The organism is Marivirga salinae (assembly GCF_030503855.1).
In the GTDB taxonomy this organism is placed as follows: Bacteria; Bacteroidota; Bacteroidia; order Cytophagales; family Cyclobacteriaceae; genus Marivirga; species Marivirga salinarum.
This window is the reverse complement of record NZ_CP129971.1, coordinates 1,925,900-1,946,487: the sequence shown is the minus strand read 5'-3', so window position 1 is coordinate 1,946,487 and position 20,588 is coordinate 1,925,900. Positions and strand designations below refer to the sequence as shown.

Annotated in this window: 14 protein-coding genes; 7 read left to right on the top strand and 7 right to left on the bottom strand. The window is 34.2% G+C overall.

What is annotated here, in order from left to right; genetic code table 11:
• Positions 1-74 precede the first annotated feature (74 nt).
• Positions 75-1,211: a T9SS type A sorting domain-containing protein gene (locus QYS49_RS08240; RefSeq protein WP_308351302.1), complete on the top strand. Its 1,137-nt coding sequence runs from the start codon at positions 75-77 to the stop codon at positions 1,209-1,211.
• Positions 1,212-1,653: 442 nt separating this feature from the next.
• Here the strand turns inward: QYS49_RS08240 and QYS49_RS08235 are convergent, their stop codons facing one another.
• Positions 1,654-3,699, bottom strand: a complete 2,046-nt coding sequence (locus tag QYS49_RS08235; RefSeq protein ID WP_308351301.1) for a CHU_0125 family OmpA-like outer membrane integrity protein — start codon at positions 3,697-3,699, stop codon at positions 1,654-1,656.
• Between the two features lie 54 nt (positions 3,700-3,753).
• A complete protein-coding gene (locus QYS49_RS08230) occupies positions 3,754-4,248 on the bottom strand; it encodes a hypothetical protein (protein WP_308351299.1) in 495 nt (164 codons plus the stop codon).
• 453 nt (positions 4,249-4,701) lie between these two features.
• On the opposite strand from QYS49_RS08230, the gene QYS49_RS08225 reads away from it, so the two are divergent.
• Positions 4,702-7,143: a GEVED domain-containing protein gene (locus QYS49_RS08225; RefSeq protein WP_308351298.1), complete on the top strand. Its 2,442-nt coding sequence runs from the start codon at positions 4,702-4,704 to the stop codon at positions 7,141-7,143.
• A 75-nt stretch (positions 7,144-7,218) separates the two neighbouring features.
• Here the strand turns inward: QYS49_RS08225 and fabG are convergent, their stop codons facing one another.
• The gene (gene fabG, locus QYS49_RS08220) at positions 7,219-7,971 is read right to left on the bottom strand and encodes a 3-oxoacyl-[acyl-carrier-protein] reductase (RefSeq protein WP_308351297.1); all 753 of its coding nucleotides are present in this window, start codon (positions 7,969-7,971) and stop codon (positions 7,219-7,221) included.
• Positions 7,972-8,456: 485 nt separating this feature from the next.
• Between fabG and QYS49_RS08215 the strand changes: the two genes are divergently transcribed.
• The 4 genes from QYS49_RS08215 (at position 8,457) to QYS49_RS08200 (ending at position 12,971) form a co-directional block, all read left to right on the top strand.
• Positions 8,457-9,551, top strand: a complete 1,095-nt coding sequence (locus tag QYS49_RS08215) for a hypothetical protein (protein ID WP_308351296.1) — start codon at positions 8,457-8,459, stop codon at positions 9,549-9,551.
• Positions 9,552-10,047: 496 nt separating this feature from the next.
• Positions 10,048-11,439 (top strand): dihydrolipoyl dehydrogenase, encoded by a 1,392-nt coding sequence (lpdA, locus tag QYS49_RS08210; RefSeq protein WP_372587673.1) that lies wholly within the window; start codon positions 10,048-10,050, stop codon positions 11,437-11,439.
• A gap of 162 nt (positions 11,440-11,601) precedes the next feature.
• The gene (locus QYS49_RS08205; RefSeq protein WP_308351571.1) at positions 11,602-12,147 is read left to right on the top strand and encodes an RNA polymerase sigma factor; all 546 of its coding nucleotides are present in this window, start codon (positions 11,602-11,604) and stop codon (positions 12,145-12,147) included.
• Complete coding sequence (locus QYS49_RS08200) at positions 12,144-12,971, top strand: anti-sigma factor (RefSeq protein ID WP_308351294.1); 828 nt, start codon at positions 12,144-12,146, stop codon at positions 12,969-12,971. Before QYS49_RS08205 ends, QYS49_RS08200 begins: the two co-directional genes overlap by 4 nt.
• Before the next feature lie 379 nt (positions 12,972-13,350).
• Here QYS49_RS08200 and QYS49_RS08195 read toward each other — a convergent pair whose 3' ends face one another.
• The 4 genes from QYS49_RS08195 to QYS49_RS08180 all read right to left on the bottom strand — a co-directional run bounded on the left by QYS49_RS08195 (position 13,351) and on the right by QYS49_RS08180 (position 17,407).
• Positions 13,351-14,256 carry a rhomboid family intramembrane serine protease gene (locus QYS49_RS08195; protein WP_308351293.1) on the bottom strand — a complete coding sequence of 302 codons (906 nt, stop codon included), beginning with the start codon at positions 14,254-14,256 and terminating at the stop codon, positions 13,351-13,353.
• A 5-nt stretch (positions 14,257-14,261) separates the two neighbouring features.
• Positions 14,262-15,053: a rhomboid family intramembrane serine protease gene (locus tag QYS49_RS08190; protein ID WP_308351292.1), complete on the bottom strand. Its 792-nt coding sequence runs from the start codon at positions 15,051-15,053 to the stop codon at positions 14,262-14,264.
• A 73-nt stretch (positions 15,054-15,126) separates the two neighbouring features.
• Entirely contained in the window at positions 15,127-16,971 is a 1,845-nt protein-coding gene (mutL, locus tag QYS49_RS08185; RefSeq protein WP_308351291.1) for a DNA mismatch repair endonuclease MutL, read from the bottom strand.
• A gap of 103 nt (positions 16,972-17,074) precedes the next feature.
• Positions 17,075-17,407 (bottom strand): hypothetical protein, encoded by a 333-nt coding sequence (locus QYS49_RS08180; protein ID WP_308351290.1) that lies wholly within the window; start codon positions 17,405-17,407, stop codon positions 17,075-17,077.
• Between the two features lie 185 nt (positions 17,408-17,592).
• Here QYS49_RS08180 and QYS49_RS08175 point away from each other — a divergent pair, with 185 nt between their 5' ends.
• Positions 17,593-20,544 (top strand): serine hydrolase domain-containing protein, encoded by a 2,952-nt coding sequence (locus QYS49_RS08175; protein WP_308351289.1) that lies wholly within the window; start codon positions 17,593-17,595, stop codon positions 20,542-20,544.
• Positions 20,545-20,588 lie beyond the last annotated feature (44 nt).

Genomic DNA, 20,588 nt, shown 5'->3' with positions numbered 1-20,588 from the left:
ATAGGGTTTTCACTGATTGATTTTCATATACTTATACGTGAAACCCGTATATTTGCATATATAATTTAATGATTATGAAAAAGATTTTATTTTTAGCCTTCTCAATTGTACTTTTAGTAACAGTTTTTTCCAGTCATGCGCAGACAAAATGTGAAACCACAGATGCAGGTGGTATTTGGGCTGACGCAGGTACATGGCGAGATGCTAACGATCCAACACAACCATGTCCATGTGAAAACGGATACCCTGGTTCAACCGTTGTGACTGGTGAAACTGATTGTCCTGCAACTGCGGTAATTCGTCAAAATACCGAGGTAATCATTGGCCAAGATACAGATGTATATTACAACGGTATACTTGTTATTAATGGGACACTAACTTTTAATTCAGGAAACTCCGGTGGACCTCAAGCAGGTCAACTTATAATGGATGAGACTTCTGATATTTTTATAAGTAGTACAGCATCTATTCAGGCTTTAGGTAATAACACTAATCAGACTAATAATAACTACATAACATTAGGAACCACTACAGTCAATGGATCTAATATAAATACCATTGACGATCAACCTAAACCCAATCAACTTACTCAAGATAATTTAGGTGGCGGTGGATGTAGTGCAGATGGATCTTGTGATGCCGATCTAGGCGATCAAATCGGAGCCCTACCAATCGAACTAAAATCATTCGAAGCCTTAAAATCAGGTAAAAATATTTCTTTAGTCTGGGTAACTGCTAAAGAAGAAAACTTCTCTCATTTTGAAATTGAGCGTTCAATTGATCAAGACAATTGGTCACAAATTGGCTTAGTGCAAGGTTTGGGTGAAAGCATGTCTGATGTAAATTACGACTTTACTGATAGAAACGCTCCTTTTGGAGTTATTTACTACAGATTAAAATCAGTAGATATTGATGCTACATTTGAATATTCGCCAGTAGTAAAAATTGAAGTTGGTTTCGAAGGTAAATTGGCTGTTTCTCCTAATCCTGTGAAGGATGCTTCCAACCTTAAAATTCAAGTGCCAAGTGAATTTAGAGAAGATTTGGCTTATGTTGGACTATTTGATTTATCTGGATTGAAAGTACAGGAATTCAGAAACTTCAATACTGATGGCTCCTTACAAATCAATCAAAAATTAAAATCTGGTATGTATATACTAAAAGTAAATCATAACGGATTACAAGAAAATATTAGAGTGGTTATTCAGTAAGCCAAGCCCCCCAACCCCCAAAGGGGGAGTCACGCACTGAAGAAATTCAGCTGTTTAATTTGAAAGAGTTATAGCCTACTAGGTCAAGAAATTCATCATCATTCAACAATAGGGGATGCCTCACAGCAATGTGGGGCTTTTTTATTATATGTTGTCGAGTTGGCAAGTTTTCAGGTTTGCAAGTTGATTGTTTGTTGAAACCAGTCTCAATTAGAAATATACAGATTTAATTCTAGGTAATTGGCAATTATAATTCTAAGGTTTAATTCAAATTTAATATCTTAAAGACAGGAAATCATCCAAAATACAAGGTGAATTTTAACTTATTTTACAAACTGTAAAAACAAAAGTCCTTTTAATTCTGCTGGAGATACAACACCTAGTAAAATCGCAAATAAGTTAACCTGTCAACAAGCCAACCTGAAAACCTGCTAACTTATGTCTAATTAAAATCAAACTCATCAGTTGAGGCTTCTTCAGGAACTTCTTTTTCTTCTTTAATCTCTACTTCTACGGTTCCTTTTTTGAACTGAGCTTCTTCTTGCTCTCTAATTCTTCTAGCTACTTCTTTATCGTATTCCGTTACTTTAAATTCAGTTCTACGGTTGGTTTCGTGCTCCTCTTCTGTCTCCGCATCTTCAATAATGAGTTGACTTTCACCATAACCTTTGGCTTTTATTCTAGAAGGATCAATTCCTTGAGAAATGATATAAGCAACTGCTGATTCTGCTCTACGCTTTGATAGCTCTTGGTTGTAAGCCGCTTCTCCCCTAGCATCGGTATGTGAGCTTAATTCTATTTTTATAGGTGGATTATCTTTTAAGATTGTAACCAATTTATCTAGTTCAAGAGCTGCATCAGCACGAATATTAGCTGAATCGAAATCGTAATAGATGTTTTCCAGTTCGAAGGCTTTATCCAAAATGATCTCTTCCAATAATATTTCAGTTTCAAATACCTTATTGGTAATTAAGGAAGTCAACTGACTTTTATCTAATGTCTTTCCTACAGTAGAGAAAGTCTTTCTTGTGGTGAAATAGTTGTCTTTCTCTGCGATAATAAAGTAATCCTCTTCTTCCGAAACCCTGAAATTGAATTTACCATCTTGACCAGTCAAAATTTCACCTAACAAAACACTGTCTTGTGAAAACATTCTCACATTAGCTCCAGGTAAAATCACCTCTTCATCATTTTTATTATGAGTAGTAGTAACTCCAGCTAAGAAATAGTTTACAATTTTTAAATTCGGATTTTCATTTTTGAAGGTGTAAATATCATCTCTACCTTCTCCGCCTGGTCGATCACTTGAAAAGAAACCTCTGTCAGGAGAATACATAAATACCGCAAAATCATCTTTATTAGAATTCATGGGTTTACCCAAGTGTGAGATGGTTATTTCCCCTCCTTTTCGTTCTGCTACAAAAATATCGAGTTTCCCTAAGCCAGGATGTCCATTTGAGGAAAAGTATAGTTTGCCGTCTTGTGATGCAGATGGAAACATTTCATCTTCGGGAGTATTTATTTTATCACCCAAATTTCTAACATTTCCCCATTGACCACGGCTATTCACAGTTGCAGAATACAAATCTACTCCACCAAATCCACCTTCCCTTGTTGATGAAAAATAAAGAGTTCGACCATCTTCACTAAAAGCCGGAGTGGAATTCCATGCTTCAGGATCATTAATTTTCATCAGCTCTGGTTCAGACCATTTACTATTTCTATAGCGGGTGATATAAAGATTTACATCATTCAAGCCTTTTCTTTTTCCTGTATTACCTCGCGCAAAAACCATTGTTCTACCTCTGTTATCAATGGCTACAGAACCTTCATTTGCGTCAGACCAATTAATAATAGATGATAATTTCTCAATAGATGCCGTATCAATATTCGCTCCTTTTGATTTTACTTTATAAATATCAGAAAAATTATCTCCTGTGGCTTTATAAATTCTACCTTCCTCATCTCGAGTGGAAGTAAAATACAACTCACCATCATGAAAAAATGGTGCATATTCAGCGGCTGGGGTATTGATTGCTTCTAGATTTTTAACAGTATAAAAAGTCTGATCCTCAAGAATGTCATCTATATTATTCAAGTTATTCAATTGGAATTCAGCTAATTTTTTGATCTCAGGATTGTTAGCCTGAAGTAGGTAATTTTCTAGAACCTCTTTTGCCTTATCGTAATTTGAATTTGCTTTTAGGGATAATGAATAATTATAAAAAACTTCATCTTCTGTATAACCAGAGTCAATTGCAGCGCTATAATAAGGTTCTGCTATTTCTAATCTATTAGACAATCTATAAGATTCTGCGATTGAAAATAATGCTTGTGCAGAATTATCATCTTTCTTTAAAGCTTGCTCATATAAGTCAATAGCAGAATCAAACTCTCCCTTTTCAAACTTCTTTTCCGCTCTTTTAAAAGTTGAACAAGAAACCAAAAAAAGTAAAGTTGAAGCAAATAATATATATTTTATCTTCACCAAAATTTAAAAATTAATATAATTCCGAACTTATAAACGAGCATTTCAATAAAATCATGCTTCCGTCTTAAAAAATCTTCCCATCCAACTTTTAGCTGCAGGGATTAACCAGTTTTTATCAAATTCCTCTTTAGTAGTGACCATATTATTGAAAGTCATGGCATCAGCATTAATCTCATCTGACTCCACCTTTGATTTTATTGACGGTAATTTCTCCAAAACAACTTCATTATCTTTCAAAAAAGCAATCTTACTTTTATCAAGTAAATTGATTTTTAGCTCATTTTCTAAAGATTTTATAAAATGAACTGATTTGTCGATTGAACATCCTGTTGCTGATGCATTTGTTTCATCCACAGCAAGCACAATAAACTGATCATATTTTATTTCAATAGATGCATTTAATGCTTTATTATGAGCTGTCCAGTTTTCCACAAACACCTTACCATTTTGCAAAACAAATTGCAATTCTTCTTCATTAAATGACCTATCAGCTTGATAAACCCACAGTCTAGAACTTTTGTCTAAATTATCAAAATTAGTGTACATACAATTTAATTGAATAAAGTTAATCCGAAAGAGATACTAAATCAGAATACAAATCTGATTTTTTCAGCTAAACGGCACTTAAAGTTAATAAGTTCGAATTGAATCTAAGTAAAGAATCCTTAAAAATTGAAATAGGGAACTAGATGATTACTTAATTAAATATTCTTTCAAAATATTTTACAAAATTGCCTTATAAAATATTACATCAAAAAATAGTAAAAAAAATAATTCACCACATTAGCCTAACCTTTAAATTATTTAAATATCAATTATTTAATTATAGCAGCGATTTTATAGATGTAATTGCACTTTACATATATTTAATTGCTTATAAAGTAATTTTAATAGAATTATATTTTGTTAAATATTTTTATTAAATAGCAAGCTGAAAAAATATGAATTAGATAAAACTTGATTTAATTCTATTTATTGTCTCACTAAAAAACTAAAATTATGATTAAAAAATTACTTATGATTTGCTTAGTGCTTTCTGCATTAAGTTATTCAACCAAAGCCCAAGATCGTAACTGCCATACCATGGACGTTTACGAACAACAAGTACAACAAAACCCTTCTTTACAACTAAAAATGCAAGGGATTGAAAAAAGAACTCAACAATTTATTAATAGCAGTGAGCAAGCAAGAAGCGCTGCAGTAAGTGGAGTAATTACAATCCCTGTTGTTGTTCATGTATTGTATTCAAATTCAAATGAAAACATTAGCAGCGCTCAAATTCAATCTCAAATTGATGTATTGAATGAAGATTACAGAAGATTAAATGGAGATGCAAACCAAGTTCCTAATGAATTCGCTTCTGTTGCTTCTGATATTGAAGTTGAGTTTGTAATGGCAACTACTGACCCTAATGGAAATCCAACTTCAGGGATCACAAGAAAATCAACTTCAAGAACATCTTGGGGTACTAATGATGACATGAAAAAAACCTCACAAGGTGGAGTTGCTCCATGGGATGCGTCTCGTTACCTAAACATGTGGGTTTGTAATATCGGTGGAGGAATTTTGGGTTATGCTCAGTTTCCTGGCGGAAGTTTAGCTACTGATGGTGTTGTAATGAGCCCTCAGTATTTTGGTAGCGCTGATAAAGGAACAGGATTTTTCTTATCCGCTCCATTTAATAAAGGTAGAACTGCTACTCACGAAGTAGGTCACTGGTTAAATCTTCGTCATATCTGGGGAGATGGCGGATGTAATGTTGATGATTTCGTAACTGACACTCCTGTTTCAGGAAATCCTAATTATGGTTGCCCTAATTACCCAACCAATAGCTGTTCAGCAACTGGAAATGACATGACCATGAACTACATGGATTATGTAGATGATGCTTGTATGTATATGTTCTCTGCAGGACAAAAAAATAGAATGAGAGCATTATTTGACACTGGCGGATTCAGAGAAGGATTTGTGAACAATGATGGTGGTGGAGATCCAACTGATCCAGGAATTACTTATTGTGCATCACAAGGAAACAGCGTTTCAGATGAATGGATTGCCAATGTAAATGTTGGAGGATTAAACAATTCTACTGGAGCAAACGGTGGATATGCTGATTTCACCTCTACTTCAGTAGATTTAGCAATAGGATCTAGCAATAATGTTAGTTTATCACCTGCTTTTTCTGGTACTGCATACAATGAGTATTGGAGAATATGGATAGATTTCAATAAAGATGGTGATTTCAGTGATGCAAATGAATTGGTGTATGATGCTGGTTCTCTAAGTAGCACCACTGTAACTGGTTCTTTAGCTATCCCTTCAAATGTAAGTTCAGGAGAAACTAGAATGAGAGTTTCAATGAAATATAATGGTGCTTCAACTCCTTGTGAAACTTTCAGTTATGGAGAAGTGGAAGATTACACAGTTAATATCACTACTTCAAGTGCACCAACTTGTGAAACACCTGAAGGATTAAACGCATCAAATGTAACCGAAACTACTTTCACGCTTAATTGGAATAGTGTTTCTGCTGCAAATGAATATGATATTCAATTAAGAGCTGCGGGTAACTCTACCTGGTCAGATTTCAACTCAACTTCAAATAGTCTCGCATTAACAGGAGCTTCTGAAGGTACTACTTATGAGTGGAGAGTTAGAAGTAGCTGTTCAAGCTCTGACAGTGATTATTCTTCTATTGCTTCATTTACAACTGAAAGCGCTCAAGTGGAAGTGAACTATTGTGATTCAAAAGGAAACAGTGTAGCTGATGAATGGATTCAAAGAGTAAGATTTGGAAGCATTGACAATACTTCAGGTGCAAATGGTGGATATGGAGATTTCACAAGCCAAAGCACTAATGTAGTTACTGGCGGAAGCTATAATATTACAATTAATCCGGCTTGGGCAGGAAGAACTTATAGAGAAGCTTATAATGTTTGGATTGACTGGAACCAAGATGGTGATTTCAATGATTCTGGTGAAGCAGTTTATAGCAGAAGTAGAACAACCAACACTGCAATAAGTGGAAGCATAAGTGTTCCAAATAATGCTTTAACAGGTGCTACTAGAATGAGAGTAACTATGAAATATAATGCTAATGCTAGCTCATGTGAGGCATTCTCATACGGAGAAGTAGAAGATTATACTATTAATGTATCGTCAAGTGGAAGAATAGAAAATCAAAGTAAAATTACTGATTTTACAATTTTCCCTAATCCTGCAGTTGACCAAACAACATTAAGGTTTAACAGTGAAGAAGCCATGAATGTAAATATCAATGTTTATGATGCGGTTGGAAGACAAGTTCAGTCCATCTCATTAGAAAACGTGATAGGTACACATGATGAAACTTTAGAAGTATCTGATCTGAAGCCTGGCATCTACCATATATTTGTAGAAGCTAATGGAAAACGTGAAAACTATAAATTAGTGAAGAAATAAGCTTCAACTAAAACCAATTAAAAAGGCTGTCAATTCATTTTGACAGCCTTTTCTTTTTAAAACTCTTTTTCAATATCAAGTCAACATTCCGCCATCAACCTGAATCACTTGACCTGTAATATAAGAAGACATATCAGAACCTAAGAATACGCATAAATCTGCAACATCATCGGGGCTACCTCCTCTTTTCAAAGGAATAGCATCTCTCCATCCTTGAACAGTTTTTTCGTCTAAAGCATCAGTCATTTCGGTTTCAATAAAACCAGGAGCAATAGCATTAGAACGAATATTTCTTGATCCTAATTCCAAAGCAACAGATTTAGTGAAACCAATAATTCCTGCTTTTGAGGCAGAATAATTTGCCTGTCCTGGGTTTCCTTTTATTCCTACAACAGAAGTCATATTTATAATAGACCCGCTTTTTTGCTTCATAAAAGTACGGTTAGCAGCTTTTACCGTATTGAAGCAAGATTTCAAATTGATATTGATTACATCATCCCACATTTCTTCCGTCATCCTCATCAATAAATTATCTTTAGTGATTCCTGCATTATTCACTAAAACATCTAAACTCCCGAAATCAGCAACTACTCCAGCGATTAATTCTTCAGCTGCCTTAAAATCAGAGGCATCTGATCGATAACCTTTCACTTTTACACCATAAGCATCAGCTAATTCTTTTTCCAAAGCCTGCCCTTTTTCAACACTTGATAAAAAAGTAAAAGCTACATTAGCTCCTTGTTCAGCATATTTCTGAGCGATGGCTTTACCTATTCCTTTTGAAGCACCTGTGATAAGTGCGGTTTTTCCTTCTAATAGTTTTGTCATAATGGGTTTGTAGTTGATTGTAAAAAGCCTAAAATTACAAGGAATAAGCTAATTAAGAAAATGAAAAGCAAAATAGAGATAAAAGTATGATTGAAAGATATGAATGGCTACTATTTGCTGGATTATTAATACTTGTACTAGGTATTCATATCTACAGTTTTTTGGTGGTTTAAGATGAACACTGGAATCCTTTCAAAATTGGTCTGCAACTTTAGGTTTTCAATCTAAAAGTATATTATTACTTTTAATTTGATACGTTGAATAAATTCTGATCTCCATACTTTTTTTTATCTCAAGTTTAATATCCATGTATTTTATAATAAAACTAATTAATTTTAAAAGCCATTCTTGCATTTACCAATTTCATAAAATAAGCTCGCTCACAAATGTCAACCATTAAAAATACTAAGTTTCAACTTTTTCTTCTCTATACATGTATTTGTATAGTTCTCGTCATCAGGATCAATGTAGAATCAACTGGATATATGAGTCCAGATTCCAAATTTTACACAAAATCTGCTACCAACTATAATTTAGGAAAAGGTTTTGTTGCTCCTACCACTTATCCATTTAATGAAACTACTCCTGAATCATATATGACTGTTTGGCCAGTTGGCTATCCAGCTCTGATCGCAATATTTTCAAATTTAACTGGCTTTAATTCTTTTGTCTCCTCTAAAATTACTAATGCATTTTTTCTGGGACTAATATTTATTTTATTATATTATTGGTTTGGAGAATATAGCATTTTACCAGCCTGTTATTTCTGCTCATTTAACCAATTAGAGATTTATTCATATACTTGGTCAGAAGGTGTATTCTTATTTTTTCTCCTTTGGCTATTATACCTTTTAGAGAGGAACTTAGCAGGTAAAAAATCATCGGTTAACCTCATTTTATCAATCATTTGTTTGGCTTCTCTTCCTTTATTAAGATATGCTGGTTTAATTTATTTTTTTTACCTAGCTACAGTAGTTGTAATCCTTTTCCTAAAGAAAAGATATTTAGTTGGCAAACACATTAGTGTTGTCCTTTTTGTATCCAGTATCCTTGTTTTTTCCTACCTACTGAATAATTATTTCATTTCAGGAGGTTTTTTCAGTGGTCGTCCTAGAATATTTCCTGAAGTAGAATCATTGTCAATTTTCCTAAAACTGCTATTTACTGGAATTGTAAACGAATTATTCATTTTAAGAAATTTCTATTGGAATTGGGATCCGCTATTTATTCTGATGTTATTAATCCAACTTATTATTTGCTATTATATTTTCAGAAAAAAAGAACATCTTGATGTAGACGTTCTTAAAGGGAAAAAGCATATCTTGACTATTTCATCATCCTTTTTTTACCTTATTTCTATTTTTGTCATTAGAAAACTATCACCTTTTGATGCTTTTAATTATAGAATATTGGCACCATTTTCAACCCCTATTTTTATTGTCTTATTAGGAAATTTGAGATATAAAATTGAGAGGCATAAATATAATTATTTCCATATTTTAATTGTAAGCTTTTTTATATTGTCTTTGATAATGAATTTACCAAAAAAATTTATTTTAAGTTGGCTTGGAGTAATTTAACGGGATAACATAAATATCTGATTAGTACCAGCTGCCATAATTAAACATCTTGATCCGTATTTCCTAGTTATGAATTATAGGTCAGTATGCTAAAATCGAGGCCATTTTTATAAGAAATGGGATTATACAGAAAGAAGCTAATATTAAAAAAAGAAAACACTGGTAAATAAAAGTACTCCTAAAAATTTCAACTTTTTGCAAAAAAAATATAAACACCTTTGAAAAACAGTTATATAAATAAAAAATTCACTCCTTAACATAGACTATCACCACCCAAAATAAAATTTTGGATATGATTAAACATATAATGTAATCGGAATAAATTTTAACAAATAGTGAAATATCTATTTATGGCATTTATATAATAGTTTGAAATAGAAAAAATAATTCAATCAGATGTTAATATTGAATAAAGCAACAAAATTTTTTTCTAGCACCATTTCCATTAAATTTGTCAGCAAATTAAAACGAATCCAAAATTTAATTAATCAATATTATGGCATCAAAATATGACATTATAATAGTGGGCTCCGGCCCCGGTGGTTATGTAGCCGCAATCCGTGCTTCTCAATTAGGTAAAAAAGTGGCTATTGTTGAAAAAGAAAGTTTGGGCGGAATTTGCTTAAACTGGGGTTGTATCCCAACTAAAGCTTTATTGAAAAGTGCCAATGTATTTGAATATATCAGTCATGCTGAGGATTACGGAATTACCGTTAAAGATGCCAAAGCTGATTTCTCAGGAATGGTAAAAAGAAGCCGTGGTGTAGCAGATGGCATGAGTAAAGGAGTACAGTTCTTGATGAAGAAAAACAAAATCGATGTAATTGACGGTTTTGGGAAATTAAAATCAGGAAAGAAAGTAGAAGTAGAAAAAGACGGTAAAAAAACTGAATATTCTGCTGAAAGCATCATAATAGCTACTGGTGGAAGAGCCAAAGAATTGCCAAATCTTCCGATTGATGGCAAAAAAATCATAGAATACAGAAAAGCAATGAGCTTAGAAAAACAACCAAAGAAAATGGTGGTAGTAGGTTCAGGCGCTATAGGTGTTGAGTTTGCCTATTTCTATAATTCTATAGGTACGGAAGTGACTATCGTTGAATTTATGGACAGAATTGTGCCAGTTGAAGACGAAGAAGTTTCAAAAGCATTAGCTAAGACTTACAAAAAAGCAGGTATCAACATCATGACCAGCTCTGAAGTAACTTCAGTTGACACCAAAGGAAGCGGTTGCAAAGTGACTGTTAAAACCAAAAAAGGTGAAGAAAAACTAGATTGCGATGTAGTACTTTCTGCTGTTGGTGTGGCTACTAACTTAGAAGGGATTGGTTTAGAAGATGTTGGCGTTTCAACTGATAAAGGAAAAGTATTAGTTGATGATTTTTACAAAACTAATGTTGATGGCGTTTATGCAATTGGCGATATCGTTCATGGCCCAGCTTTAGCACACGTAGCTTCTGCAGAAGGAATCATTTGCGTAGAAAATATTGCAGGTGAAAAACCCGAGCCATTAGATTATAAAAACATACCAGGTTGTACATATTGCAGTCCTGAAATTGCATCTGTTGGCTACACCGAAAAGCAAGCCAAAGAAGCAGGATATGACTTGAAAATAGGTAAATTTCCATTCTCAGCTTCAGGAAAAGCAAGTGCAGCAGGTGCTAAAGATGGTTTTGTGAAATTAGTTTTTGATGCAAAATATGGTGAATTATTGGGTGCTCACATGATTGGCGCTAATGTTACTGAAATGATTGCTGAAATTGTAGCGGTTAGAAAATTAGAAACAACAGGACATGAGTTGATTAAGACAGTTCATCCTCACCCAACTATGAGTGAAGCGGTGATGGAAGCTGCAGCTGCTGCTTATGATGAAGTGATTCATATATAACACAAGCTACTAAGTCACAAGCAGACGCTTTTGACAGTGCAGTAGATAAAAACCTATAAAAAATAAAACAAAAAGCTGTTAAGCAGATTAGTTAGTTGAATTTGCCTAACAGCTTTTTTTATTGGCTTAATATGATTTATTTAGCAAACGAAATTCAAAACTATAGCACCAGCAGTTAAAATATCGGAAGAAGTTCTCATAAAAGAACTAAAAGCACAGAAATCTAGTGCTTTTGAATATCTGTATGATAATTACAGTGCTGCTATCTATGGAGTGGTAGTTAGAATTGTTAAATCAGAGGAAGTAGCACAAGAAGTATTGCATGATGTTTTTATGAAAGCATGGAAAAATATAAATGCTTACAGTGCAGAGAAAGGCCGCTTATATACTTGGCTGGTCAATATTAGCCGAAATGCTTCCATTGATAAACTTCGATCAAAAGAAATAAAGAAAACAGGCAAAACCGATTCAGTCTCAGACAACGTACATTCCATTGACAATGCAAATTCAACTGAGCTTTCAATTGATGGCATAGGGTTAGAGAAAGTTTTAGATAAGCTTTCTAAGGAACTTCGATTTGTAATTGATCAAATGTATTTTAAAGGCTATACGCAAACTGAAATTTCTGAGGAATTTGATATCCCACTAGGGACTGTCAAAACAAGAGCTAGGACAGCTATGCGTACATTAAGAGAATTATTATTGTGAATAATATTGAAGCATACATATCGACAGGAGTAATCGAAGCTTTCGTTTTGGGGCAGCTCAATGAAGCTGAAACAAAGGAATTGCTTCAGTATGCTGAAGAGCATGAAGAAGTGAGGAATGCCTTGGATGAGACTGAGGAGACCTTATTTGCATTAGGCCAAGAAGGAAGTATTACTCCTCCCGCCCAATCCAAAAAAGCACTTTTTGCTGATCTGGGATTAGAAATGGAATCAGATAAAGCTGATTCTGAAGAAGAACTTGTTCAAGAAGAAATCAAAAAAGAGACAAAAGCATTCTCTATTTATCCTTATTTATCTGCAGCTGCTAGCATAGTAGCTATAATAGGAATTGTATTCAGCGTTTATTATTATAACCAATGGCAAAGTACTGAAGCCAGATTATCTAATATCATTGCGCAAAATCAAAGTATGGCGCAGCAATACAATGTGGTAAAGAATCAAATGGAACAATATGCCGAGAATGTTGAAATCCTTAGACAACCAGGCATAGAAACCGTTCCTATGAAAGGATTGGATATAGCGCCTGATGCTCAGGCATTTGTGCATTGGAATAAGAAAACTAATGAGGTATTCTTAAACGCTAAGAAAATGCCGTCTAATGAAATGGATCATCAATATCAACTATGGGCAATAGTAGAAGGAGCTCCAGTAGATATGGGTGTATTTGATGTAGCAGGTGATATGACGCGCTTACTTAAGATGAAAACCATTGGAAAAGCTTCTGCTTTTGCTGTAACCCTTGAACCTAGAGGCGGTAGTAAGAATCCTACCATGGAGAAAATGTATGTAATCGGTCAGATTTAATTTTGATTTATAGAAAATGTCAATAAGTCTTCTAAGGAGGTGAAAAAATGGAATACTTCATCCCCTTCCAATGATATTAAGCTAAGCTATGAATCCTAATCCTTCTTTATAATCCCAAAAATATAACCTTGGTTATTTTCCTTTGTGTTCTCTTGTCTCTTTTGTGGTGGAAATTTGCTAACGTTGGTACAGAACAACAAACATTCTTTGTTAACCACAAGAGATACAAAAGAAAACAAAAGGTTTTTTGCTAAAGCAAAAAACTTGTTATATTAGTCTTTTTCCAATTATTAAATTGTGGAATGGTGGATTATTAACAACAAAAACTTTCTGAAAATTGGAATGCCTTAATTCCTAATTATTAATTCCTAATTATCAATCACTTCTTGCTTGCATTAAAAAGCTTTTGCTTTTCGTCTTTGCTTAAGCTTTCATAACCCTTTTCAGAAATCTTATCCAATATTCTATCTATTTCTTCTTGCTCTGTTGTGGATGATGTAGAGGAATATTGCCCACTGCTTTTACTGGCTCCAGCAGTCTGCTTCTTTTTGTAAGTGACTTTAATTTTTGGCTTAGATTTGAATATACTTTGAATAAAACCTAAAGTCATTTGAATCCATAATCCAAAATCAGTACCTGCCTGCAAGCCTCTAACATATAAAAAGCCAATTCCTGCTCCACCTAAGTGGGCTAAGTTTCCACCTGCATTCGGACCAGCTGAATTAAGTAAAGATAATACTATATAAACCGCTACTATATATTTAATTTTTACCGGACCAATTAATATTAAATGAAATCTATGGTCTGGAAGTAATGTTGCTGCTGCAGTAGCTACTGCATAAACTGCTGCAGAGGCTCCGACCATACCGTTTGTAGTCCTATCAGCTAAAAATGGGATTAAATTATAAGCTAATATGAAAATCACAGCACCTGCCAATGCTCCTAAAACATATAAATTCACCAATTTGGCACTACCTAAATATTGAGAAATCAACATACCAAACCAGTACAACACTAACATATTCATTAAAATATGAAAGAAACCAGCATGAGAGAAAGCATAGGTAATGATGGTCCAAGGTCTGTATATAAACCTTTCTAAATCAGGCGGAATGGTAAACTGTGCATCCACTATTGCATAAAGCCCTTCTACACCTGAAAATTTACCTATTAATGCTAATAAACCCAATCCAACAAAAACCACAGCATTGATAATAATCAACTGGTTTAATGCATTATTGGGTCTTTTAAAATTTTGTTTTAACTCATCGAAAAATCCTGCCATCTTTTTTAATAAAATCTTGTATTACCTTTCTGCCAAATCTTTACCAGAATAAACGCAATCAACATTCCTCCTAAGTGGGCATAATGGGCTACATTATCTCCTGGAACATTCTGTATGCCTGCATATAACTCATATAATCCATAGAAGGTTACAAGGTATTTAGCTTTGATAGGAATAGGCGGAAATAGTAAAAACAATTCTGTATTTGGAAAGAGGAAGCCAAATGCAAACAAAATCCCAAACACAGCTCCTGACGCTCCTATTAAAGGGACATTTCCTTGAAATCTAACTACTTCTTTTACTCTTTGAATACTACCCTCAATAAACTCTTGCTTTTTAGGGTTTTCTCCATAGGCATCGATAAAATCATACCAATCACGATATACATAGCTTGCATTTTCCTGTATAAAAGAAACAAATCCTTCATAATTCGGATTTTCTATATATTGTTCTGCTGCACTTTCCAATTGTTGCATTTCAACAAAATTCACTGCTCCATAAAGTATCCCAGCTCCAATACCGGTTACCATATAAAAGATAAAAAACTTTTTTGAACCCCAGAAATTTTCAAGCATAGGACCAAATATGAAAAGGGCAAACATATTCCCTAACAAGTGACCGAATCCAGCATGAAGAAACATGTAAGTAATGAATTGGAAAGGCTGAAAAGAACTTGCGAAGATATAGCGCAAACCAAAATATTGTGCCAATTCAAATTCCAAAAATGAAGGAATAAGTAATAAAGCTATATTGATTAATAATAGGTTTTTAACAACCGGAGTAAGTCTTGCGAACATAAATTTAAACTATATAATTTCTATAATTAATTAGTGTAACCTCTCTTAAAAAAGGTTTAATAGCTCTTTTTAATTAAAAAAAGCTAGCAATTTTATTAAGGTCAAAAATAATAAAAGTTGAGTTACCTGAAGGCGCATAATTAGGATTTTGACAAGCAAAAAGTTTATCAATTAAAGCATTCATTTCCTCTCCATTCAACTTATGCCCTGCTCTTATGGCTGACCTTTTTGCCAAAGAACGGGCAATATTTTCATTTTTCGATACGCTTAACACATTTTTATTATGTTTAAACTGGTCTATCAAGCCTTCAAAGACTGATTTTACCGAGGTATCAGTTAATTCTGTTGGTGCTCCATTAATCACAACAGTATCTTTTCCGAAAGAAGAAATCACAAAGCCTAAAGCTTTCAACTCCTCCTCCATATCCATTACCAGTGCATAATCTGGTGCAGATAATTGCACTTGCTCGGGAAACAGGAATTGCTGAGAACTCCCATCGCTATTTTGCAGATGACGATTGAATTTCTCAAATAAAATCCGCTCATGAGCCGCTTGCTGATCCACTAACATTAAGCCTGATTTAACTTGAGTTGCAATATATTTTTGATGAATTTGAAATATACTTGATTTAGTTTCCACCCTTTCATTTTGGGGCGTTTTGCTGTCATTTTCCCCATTAATTGCACTCCCAAAAGTCATTGACTGCTGACTTTCATCTGCAATTTCATCACTTTCTTCTTCTTTGCTTATTTTCTGGCTTAGCTCTTGGAAATTGGACAAAATTTTATCCCACTCCCCATCATTATCTTTGGGTTGTTTGAATTTTTGATAGTTAGTGGTTTTTCTGGAAAAATCATCTACCTGATTTCTTCTAGGGGCATTAAAACTGAAATTCACATCACTATCAAAATCTAAAGCTGGCGCCACATTATGTGCCCCTAGTGCTTGACGAATAGCAGCCGCTAAGATTCCATAAACCATGCGCTCATCATCAAACTTAATTTCTGTCTTCGTTGGATGAACATTTACATCAATTCTTTTGGGGTCAATTTCCAAACATAATACATAAAATGGATGTGCTTCCTTTGCTAACAAACCTTCAAATCCATTCACAACTGCATGATGTAAATAGCCGCTTTTGATGTAGCGATTGTTTACAAAGAAAAACTGTTCACCTCTTGTTTTCTTCGCAAATTCAGGTTTACCGATATAGCCATATATTTTTAATTGGTCGGTTGTTTCTTCACAAGCAACCAATTGTTCTTGATAATTCTTTCCAAACAAGCCTACAATTCGCTGACTCAGTTTACCTGCATTCAGTTGGTAAACATCCATATCATTCTGATGCAGACTGAAAGCCACTTGTGGGTTAGCCAGAGCCACACGATGAAATTCATCAATAATATGGCGCATTTCAACTGGATTGGATTTCAGGAAATTACGCCTAGCAGGAACATTATAGAATAAATTTTTTACTGATATGGTAGTGCCGCCAGTATGAGCAGTATGGCTTTGGTTTTTTACTTCCGAAGCTTCCACTTGAAGTAAAACCCCGAGCTCTGCCTCATAAGTTTTGGTTTTAAGTTCTACTTGCGCAACTGCCGCTATAGAAGCCATAGCTTCTCCCCTGAAGCCCATTGTTTTCAAAGCAAATAAATCGTCTGATTTTCGGATTTTAGAGGTGGCATGTCTTTCAAAACACATTCTGGCATCAGTTTCAGACATTCCTAATCCATCATCAATCACCTGAATAAGTTGCTTTCCGGCATCTTTCACCACCAATTTTATCTTACTGCTTCCGGCATCAATGGAATTCTCAAGTAACTCCTTCACTACAGAAGCCGGCCTTTGAACTACCTCTCCTGCAGCAATTTGATTAGCAATTGCATCAGGCAATAACTGTATTATATCGGACATTTACTTTATTATGTGGATTCTACAATTTAATTACACAAAGTTTTTACTTGGCATTGAAAGTCAACAAAGTACCCTTTAACATTCGTGCTATTTCAGATAGACTTTATTTCTTCCTTCTTCGTAAAATTATGTATAAAGGAATTAAAAGTAATAAAGCAAAATAAACATTAGCTCCATACATTAAATATCCTCCAATCGAGACTCCCACAATTATAATCATCAAAAATTGAAATAAATCGGCAGAGCGATTTGAACCTCTTTTTGCTTTATAAGCCTCTCGAATGCTTTCAGCGTTACCACCGTTACGTTCATTTTTCAGCTCTTGTCTAATTCTACGAGTTCTTTTCTCTAAATCTTCTTTAATAGGATCATAGTATCTAGGTTGTATTTCAAACCTTTGATGTCCTGGCAATCTAAATATGGATGGAAGTTTCATAATTACTTATTTAATAGACGAATAAAGGAACGAAGCTATCGTTATGTAAGTTTAAATTGTATTCTGCTATTATGAATTCAATTTATTTCAACAAATTAGCAAAAATTAACAATAAAAAGGAATCATCTTTCTCAGAAGCAAACTTAATGTTAATTTAGCTTTTATCATAAATTCAAAACTACCACATGTTCAAAAAAGTTTTATCCCTATCAATTCTGTTGATTTTTTTAATAACAAGTTTACTTTTTTCGCAACAAAAAGAGTACCCGCAATGGGTTGAGAAAACTTATGAAGAGATGAGTCAGGAGGAAAGAATTGGACAGCTTTTTATGGTAGCGGCTTATTCCAATAAGGACGACCAACATATTAAAAATCTCTCCCTACTTATAGAAAATTATCATATAGGAGGATTAATATTTTTCCAAGGCGGCCCAGGAAGGGAAATCAATATGACCAACCAACTTCAAGCTAAATCTAAAATCCCTTTGTGGATCGGAATGGATGCGGAATGGGGATTAGGAATGCGATTAGACAGCACTATGAATTTTCCTAAGCAGATGACATTAGGCGCTATTCAAGATAATGATCTGATTTATAAAATGGGGGCTGAAATCGCTCGTCAGGCTAAATTAGTTGGCGTTCATGTCAATTTTGCCCCTGTTGTGGATATCAATAACAATATTAAAAATCCTGTGATCGGAAATCGTTCCTTTGGGGAGGACAAAGTAAATGTGGCACAAAAAGGAGTTGCTTATATGAGAGGCATGCAAGACAATGGTCTCTTAGCTAATGCAAAACACTTCCCTGGACATGGAGATACTGACTCAGATTCGCATATGACTTTGCCAGTTATCAATCACAGCACAGAAAGAATGAATGAAATAGAATTGTATCCCTTCAAAAAGCTGATTGAAAATGAAGTGAACAGCATGATGGTGGCACATTTGCATATTCCTGCTTATGACAATACGCCCAATAAAGCTACTACCCTATCCAAAAATGTGGTCACTGATTTATTAAAAGAAGAATTAGGTTTTGATGGATTGATATTCACTGATGCTTTAAATATGAAAGGTGTTAGTGATTTTTATGCACCAGGAGAAACTGACCTATTAGCCTTCAAAGCAGGAAACGATGTTTTACTATTCCCTATGAATGTTCCTAATGCCATCAAAATGATAAAAGATGCCATTAAAAAGAATGAAATACCTGAAGAAAGGTTAGAAGAAAGTGTGAAGAAAATCCTACACGCAAAATATAAATTAGGGCTTCATAAAGGCTTTGAGAAATTAAATGTTGAGAATATACATGAAAAACTCAATTCTACTGAAGCTGAAAATCTAAACGAAAAACTATATGCCGAAGCTGCCACTTTGGTGAAAAATGAAAAAGATTTTCTTCCTATTCATATTTTGGATACCACCAATTTTGCATCTCTTTCATTGAGAGGCAATAACAATAGTACATTTCAACAATATTTAAATAAATATGCTGATTTCACTCACTATCATTTATCTAAAGAGAATATGAATTTAGGTGATTACAGTCAGCTTATGAATCAACTAAGCCAATATGAGACCGTGGTGGTTGGCTTGCATGGAATGAATAATTCAGCTTCAAAACGGTTTGGTTTAAAATCTGAAGACTTATTATTTCTTCAAAATCTGTCAGAACAAGCAAATGTAGTCTTGACAGTTTTTGGCAATGCTTACAGTTTGAAGTATTTACAATCATTTCAGCACATTTTGATGATGTATGAGGATAATGAAATTACTCAGAAATTAGCTCCTCAGATGATTTTTGGTGCAAAACCAACAAAAGGGAAATTGCCAATTTCGGCTGCTCCTAACATGAAAGCGGGGACTGGAATCAATACCAAAACCCTGAATAGATTTGGTTATAGTAATCCATTAGATGTGGGAATGGACCCCAAAATACTAGCAGAAATTGATGCAATTGCACAAGAAGCTATTGAAACAGAAGCTACTCCAGGCGGTCAAATATTGGTTGCCAAAGATGGTCAAATCGTATATGAAAAAAACTTTGGGTATCAGACTTATCACAAATACTCAAAAGTAGAGGATGAAACCATTTATGATTTGGCTTCCATCACAAAAGTGGCAGCCACATTGCAAAGCATTATGTTTTTGTATGATAGAGGAATTATTGATTTAGATGAAAAAATCAGTACATATCTGCCGGAGTTGAAAAAGAGCAATAAACAAAATATGACCTTGCGAAATATTTTGACGCACCAAGCAGGATTAATTCCTTATGTTCCATTTTGGAGGCAAACACATGATATGTTTGGATTGAAAACTCCCTTATATCAAAACCATGAAGCCTCTCTTTACCCTAACCAATTGGCTTCAGGACTTTACGGTCATCAGGTTTTAGGCGATTCCATTTGGCAATGGGTGATTGATTCAGAATTGCTTGAAAAGCCTAGGTGGCAAAAAGGTTATGATTACAGATATTCAGATATGGGATATTATATTATGCAAAAAATAAGTGAACGCATGACTAATATGAGTTATGAAGACTTGTTACATGAGAATTTTTATAAGCCAATGGGAATGACCACAATGGGATTCCTTCCTTTATGCCGATTTCCTGAGAGTCAAATTGCCCCAACTGAAAATGACTTAATATTTAGAAATGATCTGATAAAAGGCTGGGTACACGATCAAGGCGCTGCAATGATAGGAGGTGTCGCAGGGCATGCTGGTTTATTTAGCAACGCTAAAGATCTTGCTATTTTAATGCAAATGAATTTATGGGATGGTACTTATGGTGGTGTTCGATATTTCAGTAAAGGGACTGTTCCTTATTTTACAAGAAAACAATTTGATGAAAATAGAAGGGGGTTAGGCTGGGACAAACCTGTTGAAGAAGAAGGACCCTCTCCTACTTCTCATTATGCTTCCCCTTTAACTTTTGGTCATACTGGCTTTACTGGAACTGCAGCTTGGGCAGACCCTGAGTTTGGATTAGTTTTTATTTTCTTGTCTAATAGGGTTTATCCTGATGCCAATAATAGGAAACTGATTACGTCCAACATTCGAACAAGAATAATGGATGTGATTTATCAATCTATTTTTGAATATGAATCAGAGCAAGAAGATTATGTGAATTGAATAAGTCAATTCTAAAATTTTAAACATAATTGCAGGGCATTACG